This is a genomic window from Alkaliphilus serpentinus (assembly GCF_009017255.1).
GTDB classification, from domain to species: Bacteria; Bacillota; Clostridia; order Peptostreptococcales; family Natronincolaceae; genus Alkaliphilus_D; species Alkaliphilus_D serpentinus.
In genome coordinates this window covers 46,818-59,051 of record NZ_WBZB01000012.1, presented here as the reverse complement: position 1 = coordinate 59,051, position 12,234 = coordinate 46,818, and the positions used below count along the sequence as shown (strand labels likewise).

The 12,234-nt window shown below is 36.3% G+C and carries 11 protein-coding genes and 1 other annotated feature; of the genes, 2 read left to right on the top strand and 9 right to left on the bottom strand.

Annotation, left to right across the window (positions count from 1 at the left end):
- Positions 1-105 precede the first annotated feature (105 nt).
- From F8153_RS03640 to F8153_RS03625, 4 genes are all read right to left on the bottom strand, one after another.
- Entirely contained in the window at positions 106-873 is a 768-nt protein-coding gene (locus tag F8153_RS03640) for a TatD family hydrolase (protein WP_151865001.1), read from the bottom strand.
- Between the two features lie 12 nt (positions 874-885).
- Positions 886-2,829 (bottom strand): methionine--tRNA ligase, encoded by a 1,944-nt coding sequence (gene metG, locus F8153_RS03635; protein WP_151865000.1) that lies wholly within the window; start codon positions 2,827-2,829, stop codon positions 886-888.
- A 75-nt stretch (positions 2,830-2,904) separates the two neighbouring features.
- Positions 2,905-3,157 (bottom strand) — a binding site (T-box leader).
- Positions 3,158-3,383: 226 nt separating this feature from the next.
- The gene (locus tag F8153_RS03630) at positions 3,384-3,914 is read right to left on the bottom strand and encodes a spore maturation protein (protein WP_243136887.1); all 531 of its coding nucleotides are present in this window, start codon (positions 3,912-3,914) and stop codon (positions 3,384-3,386) included.
- Positions 3,911-4,489, bottom strand: a complete 579-nt coding sequence (locus tag F8153_RS03625) for a nucleoside recognition domain-containing protein (RefSeq protein ID WP_151864999.1) — start codon at positions 4,487-4,489, stop codon at positions 3,911-3,913. Before F8153_RS03625 ends, F8153_RS03630 begins: the two co-directional genes overlap by 4 nt.
- A 183-nt stretch (positions 4,490-4,672) precedes the next feature.
- On the opposite strand from F8153_RS03625, the gene F8153_RS03620 reads away from it, so the two are divergent.
- A complete protein-coding gene (locus F8153_RS03620; protein ID WP_151864998.1) occupies positions 4,673-6,106 on the top strand; it encodes a nicotinate phosphoribosyltransferase in 1,434 nt (477 codons plus the stop codon).
- A 239-nt stretch (positions 6,107-6,345) separates the two neighbouring features.
- Here the strand turns inward: F8153_RS03620 and F8153_RS03615 are convergent, their stop codons facing one another.
- A complete protein-coding gene (locus F8153_RS03615; protein WP_151864997.1) occupies positions 6,346-7,788 on the bottom strand; it encodes an HDIG domain-containing metalloprotein in 1,443 nt (480 codons plus the stop codon).
- A gap of 207 nt (positions 7,789-7,995) precedes the next feature.
- Here F8153_RS03615 and F8153_RS03610 point away from each other — a divergent pair, with 207 nt between their 5' ends.
- Positions 7,996-8,238: an AbrB/MazE/SpoVT family DNA-binding domain-containing protein gene (locus F8153_RS03610; RefSeq protein WP_151864996.1), complete on the top strand. Its 243-nt coding sequence runs from the start codon at positions 7,996-7,998 to the stop codon at positions 8,236-8,238.
- Between the two features lie 26 nt (positions 8,239-8,264).
- On the opposite strand, the gene rsmI is transcribed toward F8153_RS03610, so the two are convergent.
- From rsmI to sigI, 4 genes are all read right to left on the bottom strand, one after another.
- Entirely contained in the window at positions 8,265-9,101 is an 837-nt protein-coding gene (gene rsmI / locus F8153_RS03605) for a 16S rRNA (cytidine(1402)-2'-O)-methyltransferase (protein ID WP_151864995.1), read from the bottom strand.
- Positions 9,094-9,861 carry a tRNA1(Val) (adenine(37)-N6)-methyltransferase gene (locus tag F8153_RS03600; protein WP_151864994.1) on the bottom strand — a complete coding sequence of 256 codons (768 nt, stop codon included), beginning with the start codon at positions 9,859-9,861 and terminating at the stop codon, positions 9,094-9,096. Before F8153_RS03600 ends, rsmI begins: the two co-directional genes overlap by 8 nt.
- 158 nt (positions 9,862-10,019) lie before the next feature.
- Positions 10,020-11,450, bottom strand: coding sequence for an anti-sigma factor domain-containing protein (locus F8153_RS15985; protein WP_192929639.1), 1,431 nt, complete (start codon positions 11,448-11,450; stop codon positions 10,020-10,022).
- Positions 11,440-12,177, bottom strand: coding sequence for an RNA polymerase sigma-I factor (gene sigI, locus F8153_RS03590; protein WP_243136886.1), 738 nt, complete (start codon positions 12,175-12,177; stop codon positions 11,440-11,442). Before sigI ends, F8153_RS15985 begins: the two co-directional genes overlap by 11 nt.
- Between the last annotated feature and the right edge of the window lie 57 nt (positions 12,178-12,234).

Below are 12,234 nucleotides of genomic sequence, written 5' to 3'. Positions count from 1 at the left end.
AGCCAATATTGTCTATCTCTGGAATATTCGACATGAATAAATTAAATCCTCCTAATTTTTATAAAATTCAAAACCCTCCATTTATCAATATGGAGGGTTCAACAATTATTCTATAGAAAGTAAATCCTTAGCATTTTTTGTAGTTTTTTCTGCAATCTCCTCAAGAGGTAACCCCTTGATTCTTGCTAAGGCTTCTGCAACGTGTTTGACATTTAAAGGTTGATTTCTCTTGCCTCTCAAGGGCTCTGGTGTTAAGTAGGGGGAATCTGTTTCCACCATTAACCACCTAAGGGGAATTTCTTTAGCTACCTGGTGGGTTTTTTTTGCGTTTTTAAAGGTTAGGGGCCCTGCAAAGGAAATTAATACTCCCAGTTTTACATACTCCTTAGCCAATTCTACACTGCCAGAGAAGCAATGCATTACACAACCCCAATCTCCTGCTTTATACTCCTTTAAGATGTCAAAGGTATCCTGATGGGCATCTCTATCATGGATAATCACAGGTAATTTAAGACTCTTAGCTAATTCTAGTTGTCTTCTAAACCATTTAATTTGATCCTTTTGGGGAGAATGATTATAATAATAATCTAAACCAATCTCTCCAATGGCCACTACTTTTTTTCTCGTTGTTAGGGATTTTAAAAGCTCTATGGTAGAATCATCCATATCCTTTACATCATGGGGGTGGACCCCCACAGCAGCATAAACTCCATCATACTTCTCTGAAATATTTACAGCTTTTATCGAGGATGCAAGGTCAGCGCCAGGATTCAGAATATACTTAACCCCTTCAGCCTCGGCTGCACCAATAATATCCCCTCTATTTTCTTCATATCTGCTATCATCTAAATGGGCATGACTATCAAATAACATTTTTATAACCCCCTAGCTTATAAGGGTTCCACTGGCTATATCTCCATCGACGGTAGCCAATACCAGTTTATCATTAGCTGAAGCAGCCAAAACCATTCCCTGAGATTCTATTCCCCTTAACTTAACGGGCTTAAGGTTAGCTACTAATATTACAGATTTACCCACTAGATCTTGAGGTTTATAATACTTTGCTATGCCCGATACTACTTGTCGAGTCTCTTTCCCAACCTGAAGCTTTAAAACCAATAGCTTATCTGCCTTTGGATGACTTTCTGCCGACAGTACCTTAGCTACCCTTAATTCAACCTTATCGAAGTCATCAATGGTGATCTCCTCTTTGGCGGTAACCTCTTCATCAGCTTCGGTTCCAATATTCCCTTGACTACTACCTAGCTCCAGCTTAATTTCTTCTAGTTTTTTTTCTGCATCTATTCTGCCAAACAGAATTTCTGGTTTTCCTACTCTATCTCCTGCTTTTATACCATTAAACTCAGCTAAGGAAGCCCAGCTTGTTTGATCTGTGTTTAACTGTTTAAAGATATTTTCTGAGGTTTGGGGTAAAAAGGAATGTAACATCACCGCTGCAAACCTTATGGATTCTAGTAGATTATACAATACTGTTGATAATCTTTCCTTTTTCTCAGGGTCCTTTCCTAAGACCCAAGGCATAGTCTCATCAATATACTTATTACTTCTTCTTAAAAGGGTGAAGATTTCGCTGATTCCATCGGCGATCCTATAGTGGTCCATTTTCTGTACAACCTTTATAGGGGTTTCAAGGGCTATCTTCACTAGTTCATCATCTATGTCTTCTTTAATTACTGGTTTTTCAACCACTCCATCAAAGTATTTATTAACCATGGTAATGGTTCGGTTAACCAAATTCCCCAAAACATTTGCTAAATCAGAGTTAACTCTTTCAATTACCAAATCCCATGTAATCGTACCATCTTGGGCAAAGGGCATTTCGTGTAAGGAATAGTATCTAACTGCATCAACCCCAAAGTGCTTTGCCAAATCATCGGCATAAATTAAATTACCCTTTGATTTACTCATCTTACCCTCTCCTACCAACATCCATGGGTGACCGAAAACCTTTTTGGGGAGTGGTAGATCTAATGCCATCAGCATAATGGGCCAATAGATTGTATGAAACCGCAGAATATCCTTTCCAATTAAGTGCATATCAGCTGGCCAATATTTTTCGTATAGCTCTTGATGATTGCCATCTGCATCAAAACCAATTCCTGTAATATAATTTGATAATGCATCTATCCATACATATATTACGTGCTTATCATTGAAGGTTACTGGTATTCCCCAGTTAAAGGAGGTTCTAGACACACATAAATCCTGTAGGCCCGGCTTAAGGAAGTTATTGATCATCTCATTCTTTCTGGACTCTGGTTGAATAAATTCTGGATTTTCTTCAATATGCTTCATTAGCCTATCTTGATATTTACTAAGCTTAAAGAAGTATGCTTCTTCCTTAGACTCCTTAACAGGTCTATTACAATCTGGACAATTTCCGTCAACCAATTGACTTTGGGTCCAAAAAGATTCACAGGGGGTACAATAAAGGCCTTCATATTCTCCCTTATAGATATCTCCTTGATCGTAGAGACGTTTAAAAATCTTTTGTACCTGTTTTTCATGATAGGGATCTGTAGTTCTAATAAACTTATCATAGCTTGTGTTCATTAAATCCCAAATGCCTTTAATATCAGCAGCTACATCGTCCACAAATTGCTGCGGGGTTTTTCCTGCCTCCTTGGCCTTCAATTCAATCTTTTGACCATGCTCGTCGGTGCCAGTCATAAAGAATACATCATATCCCTGTTGTCTTTTAAATCTTGCTATAGCATCTGCCAAGATAATTTCATAGGTATTGCCTATATGAGGCTTACCAGATGTATAGGCTATGGCTGTTGTAATATAGTACTTTCCTTTCTTCATTATATCTCCTCCTTCTATAGAATCATTATTACCATTTATCAAAATTAAATAAAAAACCCCGTTCCTATATAATCATATAGGGACGAGGATTAATCGCGTTACCACCCTAGTTTATTACTGTTTTGCAACAATAAACTCAATAGGTAAATTCATTGATTTACCTTGCCTATATAACGGAGGCAAATCCGTCTCAACCTAAGAAGCTTATGCTTCCTCAACCAAGAGGCTCAGGGGCCATCTTCAGCTATTTTCATCAGCACCGGCTTTCACCTTACCCGGCTCTCTTTTGCTGATTCCAAAGGCTTACTCTTCCCGTCATCACCGATGAAATAAATGTAAATTAAATGTAAAAATTAAACAAATAAAGATTTCGAAATTTACCTGCAAATTTCTCTCATTAATTCAACATTCAACATTCATCATTTAACATTTAACATTTTAATTGAATCTATATTATATAATTATTCCCATTTTGTCAACTTTTTTATCAAAGTTTCTTCACCCTTCCTGAATTGTAAAACTACCTTCCACCCCTTTTTTAGCAATATCACATTTTAGAATAAAATAATTCTACAAATCAAAACGGAGGCAAGAACAGCTGCCAAATGGGATAATAGAGCGGCTACAACTGTATGCCTTGATTTCTGTATCCCTACAGCACCAAAATATACTGCCATAGTGAAAAAAATTGTTTCGGCAGAACCCATCATTGTGGAAGCCACCCTTCCCACAAAGGAATCTGGCCCATATGTAGTAATGATGTCCTTTAAGATCCCCAAAGACCCACTTCCTGAAAAGGGTCTCATTAAAGCCAAAGGTAGAACCTCTGGGGGAATTCCCAATGGCTTCGTAATGGGTGATAAGAGACTAGTTAGATAATTTAATCCTCCAGATCTTCTTAAAATTCCTATAGCTAAAAAAATGGCAACCAAATAGGGCATTATTTTTATAGCTGTTGTAAAGCCTTCCTTTGCTCCTTCGATAAATGTTTCATATATATTAATTCCCTTTATTAATCCATGAAGGATTATTGTGGTCATAATAAAGGGAATAGCCATAATTGAAATCATAGCTAATACCTTCAATAGCTTTCCCTCCCTTCAAATACCTTGCAAACCAATATTCCCACTATAGTTGAGATAGCCGTGGCTATAATAGAAGTTATTATGATTTCTTCTGGGAAAATGGATCCTGCGTCTTTCCTTAGTTTTAATACCGTCAAAGGAATCAACTGTATTGAAGACATGTTTATTACAAGAAACATACACATGGCATCACTGGCCACCCTCTTATTCTTATTTAAGCTTTGTAGGTCTTCCATTGCCTTTAATCCTAAGGCTGTAGCGGAATTACCAGCACCCATCATATTGGCTACCATATTCATAATTATGGCACTTAATGCTGGATGGTTGGGGGGTACCGTTGGGAATAACAATTTTGTTAGTGGTTTCATCAGATTTCCAAAGCTTTTTATAAGGCCCGATTTCTTTGCAATATTCATCAAGCCTAACCAAACCGACATGATACCAGTAAGGGAAATGGCAAAAACGATAGCCTCTTGGGCATCTCCTAATATAACCTCATTTGTTACATTTAGCTTTCCCGTTAATGTTGCAACTAGAATTCCAATTAAAATTATAAAAGCCCAAATAAAATTCATATCATCGTCTTCCCCTTTTTTAATGTTTGATATAAATCTATGATTGTAGGCCTTTTTTTAGCCCTATCCATTACTATTTTCTAAAAAAGGGCTATAAATATGGTTGATAAGTGAAAACTTTGTTATAATTATTAATAGATTACATATTACAGGCCTAGCCCAACAAAAAGGAAGGAAAAACTAATGAAAAATCATACTTTACTAACGGATTTTTATCAATTAACGATGATGAACGGCTACTTAAAGAATGGTATTCATAATGATGTGGTAGTTTTTGATTTGTTTTTTAGGAAAAATCCTTGTGATAATAGCTATACAATTATAGCTGGTATTGAGCAGGTTATCGATTATATTGAAAATCTTAGCTTTAATGAAGAGGATATACAGTATCTAAGGACCCTCAAGCTTTTTGATGAGGTTTTTCTGGAGGAGCTGAAAAATTTTAAATTTACTGGATCTATTTATGCTGTAGAAGAAGGAAGTATTATGTTTCCTCAGGAACCTGTAGTAAGGGTGCTAGCTCCCTGTTTTCAAGCTCAATTGATAGAAACTGCCCTCCTAAATATTATCAATTTTCAGTCTTTAATAGCTACAAAGGCATCCAGAGTTTGCGAGGCTGCAGGAGGAGATCCTGTGTTTGAGTTTGGTTTGCGGAGGGCACAGGGGCCGGATGCAGGAATCTATGGTGCTAGAGCTGCTTACATCGGTGGTTGCGCCGGAACCTCCAACGTTTTAGCAGGAAAAATGTTTAATATCCCCTTATCAGGTACTCAGGCCCATAGTTGGATTCAAAAGTTTGATACCGAGTTAGAGGCCTTTAGGGCTTATGCTTCCATCTATCCTGATTCCTGTTTGCTATTGGTAGATACCTACGATACCTTAAAAAGCGGCATTCCCAACGCAATAAAGGTTTTTCAAGAGCTTAGGGCTAAGGGTCATGAGCCTTTAGGAATAAGAATAGATTCTGGGGACATAGCTTATCTTTCTAAGGAGGCGAGAAGGCTCCTTAGGTCTGCAGGCTTTGGCAATATTAAAATAGTTGCCTCCAGCGACCTAGATGAAGGTACAATTCATAGTTTAAAAATGCAGGGGGCTGAGATAACTGGTTGGGGTGTAGGAACCAATTTAATAACCTCCAAGGATTGCCCTGCTCTTGGTGGTGTTTACAAGCTTTCAGCCGTTGAAGAAAATGGCCAGCTGACTCCTAAAATCAAAATTTCTGAAAACCCCGAAAAAATTACAAACCCAGGATATAAAAAGGTTATACGAATATATAATGAGGATGGATATGCTGAGGCTGACTTAATTGCCCTTGATGACGAGGAAATAGACACTAATAAACCTTTAACAATATTCCACCCCTTATATACCTGGAAAAAGAAAACCTTTTACAATTACTCTATTCGGGATATGCTGGTACCAGTTTATGTGGATGGCACCCTTTTATATAACAGAAAAACCGCCGAAGAAATTAAGGGTTATACTAAGAAGGAGCTTTCAAGCCTGTGGCCCGAGTATAAACGCTTGAATCGTCCCCAGCTTTATAAGGTGGACCTTTCAGAAAGGCTTTGGAACCTAAAGAATGATTTGGTTAATAAGCGAAGGGATGGGGAATAGGAAAATACTAAATTGAAAATGGCAAATTGAAAATTGAAAATGCCTACTCCCTATTAGTAAAATACACTAGATAACCATTCAAAATGTGAAGAAAGCCGAAGATGGTCCAAAACCACTCTTTGGCTTTCTCAATTTAAAATGCACTTAAATCAAAAGATTGCTTCGAAACTTCGAAGCTTCATCAATTCAACATTCAACATTTAACATTCAACATTAAGGAATCTTAATCAAATTAATACTTATTGCTTTTTCAGATCTTCAACTGCTTTTATTCCTTTAATATATTCAATAACAGCCTCCTTTGAAGAAGATATCTCTCCAAAGTATATGGCCTTCTTAACCTCTTCTAGAATCATCCCTACCTCTTCACCCTCAGGAATATTTAAAGTGTCCATAATTTCCTTGCCAGTTATGATGGCAGAAATCTTCTCAAGGGGCTTATAGCGAGTTAAATAATTATTAGCAATATATTCTACATGAATCTTAATCATACCCATTTCCTCATGGGGGTCTAATAGTCTTCGTGTGGCAACAATATCCGCAAAGGCTATGAGGAGGATATCCAGAGTCTCTTCCCCCATCTTGCTAAATATATTATATAAGGCCCTTCCACTTACATCATTGTTTTTATATGAGACTAGAGGTAGCATATGGAGATACACATATTTTTGTAGTATGTTTTTTTCCAATGTACTAAGCTTAAGAGCTTCAGAATATCCCTTCACTATTTTTGTACCTGTTATTTCGTGGCCTCGAAATCTTGTTCTACCACTGCTATCAATCTTCATGGCAGAAGGTTTTCCAATATCGTGAAATAACGCTCCAAGCTTAATAAGCTGCAATCTACTTCGATCTGCCGCTATGAGTTCCCTTGTATGCTCTTCAAATGCCCTCTTAATATGCTTCTCAAAAAAGCCATCCTCATTTATAACATTTTCAGCAACTTTAACAGTATATATAGAGTGGGTCCAGCTATTTACTACATGGTACTTACATTCACCCACCTTTTTCATTTCCTCTATATCCGGAAATATTTTATCTAATAGCTTAAGCTCCTTATCCATATAGCTTAAATAATAATAGCTTTTATTGCTTTTCAAAATTTCGAATAACTCGTAACTAACTCGTTCTCCAGAAACTCTTTTTATTGAGGAAGCATTTTTTGTTATTTGCTGTATGGTATCTTCATCTAAGGAGAAATCCAAGGCAGCCATAAATCGAACAGCCCTTAGCATCCTTATAGGGTCAGCCTCAAAGGTTTCCTCAGTTAAATGCTTAATCAACTTTCTATCGAGATCCTTCATTCCATTATAGGGGTCAAGAATTTTTTCTTTTATAATTGGAATACTGTTGTCAACATCGTAGGCCATAGCATTAATTGTAAAGTCCCTATGTTTTAAATCATCAATTATGGATTTACCCTTCATCCTGCTAATATCAATAAACTCTTTAGAATCCAAGATGACTCTAAAGGTTTCCTGTTCTTCATCCAATATAATAAACCTACCCTTTAATTCTGTTGCTATAGCCTCAGCGTATCCTCTAGGATTCTTGTCGACAACAAGGTCATAATCCTTCACATTCTTACCTATCAATATATCCCTTAAGGATCCTCCTACAATGTAAGCCCTTAGCGAAAGGGTGTTTTTTGCATTTACCAGTATATCGTATATATTAATCATTAAATCACCCCTTGGGTTTCTATATACTAATCATATCAAAAATAAATGTCGAAAAGAACTATTATTTATTTCTAATAATTTTCGGTATTAGTATTGACTATTTATGGCATATCTGGTACTATTTATTGTATAGGATGTCGAAATTTGTTGTAATATGCGTAGAGATATATTACAATATTAGACAGAAATATAAAAGGAGGAATTATATTGAAATCAACAGGTATCGTTAGAAAAGTAGATGAATTAGGAAGAGTGGTATTACCTATAGAGCTTCGTCGTACTCTAAACATTGCTGAAAAGGACGCCCTTGAAATATATGTCGACGGCGAAAGCGTTATACTTAAAAAATACGAACCAGCTTGTATCTTCTGCGGAAACGCAAAGGATGTAAAAAACTTTAAAACTAAGAATATTTGCAAAGATTGTCTTAGTGAAATGTCGAATTATTAATAAGAGCCTACGGGCTCTTTTTATTGCTATAAATCTATTGCTTCTTGGTATACCTCCCGCTTGGGTAATCTTCTTAGTTTTGCCACTTCCTTCACTGCTTCCTTTTTATCTATCCCGGAATCTATCATCTGCTGAAGCTGTTCTTTGATGGTTATGTCAAGATGATTATCGACTTCTAATTCTTCTTCTGATGCCCCTTCACATACTATAACAAACTCTCCCTTAGGTGAATGGGTTTGAAAATGATTTAATAGCTCTTCAGCTGTACCTCTAATATACTCTTCATATTTTTTAGTGAGTTCTCTACCTAATGCTACCTTCCTATTACCCAAAACCCCCATCATATCCTTTAAGGTATCTATGATTCTATGGGGAGCTTCATAAAATATCAGGGTTCTATCATCTTTTTTAATTTTTTCTAGCCTTTCCCTTCGCCTTTTCTTTTCTCTTGGAATAAACCCTTCAAAGGAAAACCGAGTGGTGTCTAACCCTGATGCAACCAATGCAAGGATTCCTGCTGATGCCCCCGGCAGAACCTCAAAGGGGATTCCATTTTCAACACAATCCTTGATTATGTCTGCTCCTGGATCAGATATTCCCGGCAATCCTGCATCTGATACCAAAGCAATGGTTTTCCCTTGTAATAAATCCTGTAAAATAGCTTCTCCCTTTTTTGTTTTATTATGCTCATGATAGCTGGATAAAGGCTTGCTTATTTCAAAGTGGTTTAAAAGCTTTAGGGTATGGCGAGTATCCTCTGCAGCTATATAATCAACCTCCTTAAGGATTCTAAGAACCCTTAGGGTAATATCTTCTAAATTTCCAATGGGGGTAGGACATATAAATAACTTTCCCCTATCCAATTAATCCACTTCCTTCTTCTATACTGGTTTTATTATATACCTCAATTAAGTTTTCCGTATACTTTCCTGCATCATCATATACAATGAGGGGGTCAAGGATTTTCAACTCAGGATTAGCTGCCTTTTTACAATCTATTAGTAATAGGTTTGGTTTTTTCCCACTGGTGGGATGGATAAACTGTAGCCTTTTGGGCTCAAGCTTATATTTCCTACAAAGAACCATTATATCAACAAGCCGTTGGGGTCTATGAACCATAAAGAAACGTCCATGATGTTTCAATAGCCTTGAAGCGATTCTAATGATATCCTCTAAATTACACTTTATTTCATGTCTAGAAATAGCCTTTCTATCCTCTGGATTAATTAATCCCTCTGAATGCATATAGGGTGGATTACTGGTTACTACATCATATGCATTGATGGGAATATTCTTTTCAGCATCCTTTAAATCGATATTTAATATATGAATCCGTTGCTGTAGCTGATTTAGTTCTACACTTCTTTTTGCCATATCTGCAACTTCTTCTTGGATTTCAAGGCCGGTTATATGGCTTGATCGGCTTTTTCCAGCTAGTAGTAAAGGTATAATCCCTGTTCCTGTACCTAAATCAACTACCTTGGAATTCTTTTTTACTTCAACGAAATTTGCTAAAAGCACTGCATCTATGCCAAAACAAAAGCCCTTTGGGTTTTGTATAATTCTTAAATCTTTAACATTAAGATTATCAATTCTTTCTTCCGCCCTTAGTAGTTTTTCCATAGCTAAGCTCCTAATATCCTTTTTTATGATATTATAACACTTATTAATAACAATTAGTATTTTTAGAGATAAATTATATAAGAAAGCAAAAGAAGCTGATTTTATCCATAGAAAAAGCCTGCGACCATATCTGCAGGCATCAATACTTTATGTAGGACTTATGGAGTTTTGTTGCCTTCTTCTCTATCTCTACCTTTAGCCTTATCAGAATTCCCTTTACCAAGGTCTATATCGTCGTCCTCTACTGAATGATCTTCTTCATCATCATCTTCATCATCATCTTTATCATCTTCATCATCATCTTCGTCAGATTCTTTGTCCTCATCTTCTACATCTTCATTGTCATCTTCCATTTCATCATCTGTTCGATTCTCTTCGTCATCTTTATCCTGATCTTCAGAATCTGATTCGTTGCCTCTATTGCCGCTGTTACCATTGGATGGATGCTTTTCAAAAACTGGGTGCTCCTGATCTTCACTATCTCTATTTCCTCTACCCCTTTGATCATTTTCATCGTCATTTTCGTCGTCATCTTTATCATCATCATTTTCATGATCCTTTTCATCGCTTCTATTATCCCTATTACCATTGGATGGATGTTCTTCAAAAACAGGATGCTTCTGATCTTTATTACCATTGCCCTTGTTTCCTTTAGCCTTTTCATCTTTTACATCATCATCGTCTTCATTATCAGAGTTTGAGCTATTTCTATCTTTTTTGTCCTTTTTATCCTTCTTGCCTTCATCTATTTCTATTTCATCTTCCTCATCTATATTTCTACCTCTAAAAATTGGATGGTTAATAAGTCCTGGATTTTGCTTAAACACTGGATGTTCTTTAGAAACCTCTTTTAGCACCTCTTTAAGATGTCTTTTTTTCCATTCCTTCTCCTCTGTAGGATTATCCTCTTTTTCTGTATCTTCTTTTATAAAGACCCTACCGACTGAAGTCTTGTCTTCTTTAGACTTTTTGCATTGTTCTTTATTTGCCTCCGCAGTGACAACTGTTATTCTTTCTCCTTTTGATTGTCCAAGTTCCTCAACAGAATCCTTAAGGTTTTCCAATAACTGTCGAGATACTGTTTCCCCCTCTTCTTCCTCGTCAAGGGATACAGATGTTATAAGAATAAGATTCTCTTCCTCTTTACTGATATAACCGGCTTCTTCGGCTCTTTCAACAATAATTTCTATTACTTCCTCTATGGGCTTTCTCTTGAAATTACTATTGGCTAAAATCTGTCTAGCTTCTTCATTTAAAGGAGTTATGCTTACAACCGCTTGCTTTTCGTTCAGCTCTACCTCTATACTTGGGTTGATATCCACTGTTAATAGTATTACTGGCTTAAGGTTTGTCTGCCAATAATTGATCACTGAAAAGGAGGATATTAGTATAAAAACAATGGCAGCAGCTATTGAAACAAGGGATTTGTATTGTTTTCGACTGTTTGAGACAATATCTTTAGAAGTGAATTCTATTTCCATACCTTCTATAACATTAAAAGGTTTTTTAACTTCTACAAAGCTGCATTCTTCAGTCATTAACACCATGGTCTTTTGACGAATTTCCATAACACAGCCTCTATGTTTCATTCTGCCCCCTCCTTTCTATTCCAATAATGTACTGCTTTAGTGTATCTAAGTTACTATTTAATATCAAAACCATTGCAATAATAAATTTTCTGCTTCGCTGAATGGTTTTTTTACTAATATGTAAGGCATCCATTATTTCCTTTACGGGTAGTTGTTGATCTTTTAAAAATGTGTCCTTGGCTGCTGGATTGTCATATATATACCTGGCTATTTCAACAGCTTTAATCCTAGTGTCTATGTGTTTTGGACTCTCCTTTATTAAATCCTCTAAAGATACTTCATAAACCTTCATTTCCGAAATCAATTTCATCATATCAAGCTTTGTTTCTATTGTTGCTTCAAAGCCGTCAACTGCCAATAGATTATCAGAAACTGTATCCTCTTCATTTTTATCAAATTGACTGAGATATACTTCCTTAGATAGCCTTGACTGTTTTCTTTGATAGTCCACAACTCTACTTTTTATAACCATGGATGCAAAGGCTAAAAAGCTTCCTCTGCCTTCGTTGTATTTATCTAGAGCTTCGTTAAAGGCCATTAATCCGATGCTATATGCATCATCTTCCTTATCAATAAACTTACCTACTTGATTGCTGGTATTTTTTTGTATAAAGGGAATATATTCTTTTATAAGGGAATTCCGCTCCTTTACGTCACCTTCTTGAATCTGCTTTACTCTCTCTTCAAGTCCTTTTTTTCCCTTAAGGAGATTGAATAGCTTTGTCACCTTTACACCTCCTATCATATAAGTTCGCAAACCCACTATTTTTTAGGGGTACTCTTT

Excerpts from the sequence above, each read along its gene's own strand:
- F8153_RS03625 (WP_151864999.1), bottom strand. The coding sequence starts at position 4,489 with ATGAATTTTATTTGGGCTTTTATAATTTTAATTGGAATTCTAGTTGCA.
- F8153_RS03620 (WP_151864998.1), top strand. The coding sequence starts at position 4,673 with ATGAAAAATCATACTTTACTAACGGATTTTTATCAATTAACGATGATG.
- F8153_RS03615 (WP_151864997.1), bottom strand. The coding sequence starts at position 7,788 with ATGATTAATATATACGATATACTGGTAAATGCAAAAAACACCCTTTCG.
- F8153_RS03640 (WP_151865001.1), bottom strand. The coding sequence starts at position 873 with ATGTTATTTGATAGTCATGCCCATTTAGATGATAGCAGATATGAAGAA.
- metG (WP_151865000.1), bottom strand. The coding sequence starts at position 2,829 with ATGAAGAAAGGAAAGTACTATATTACAACAGCCATAGCCTATACATCT.
- F8153_RS03600 (WP_151864994.1), bottom strand. The coding sequence starts at position 9,861 with ATGGAAAAACTACTAAGGGCGGAAGAAAGAATTGATAATCTTAATGTT.
- F8153_RS15985 (WP_192929639.1), bottom strand. The coding sequence starts at position 11,450 with ATGAAACATAGAGGCTGTGTTATGGAAATTCGTCAAAAGACCATGGTG.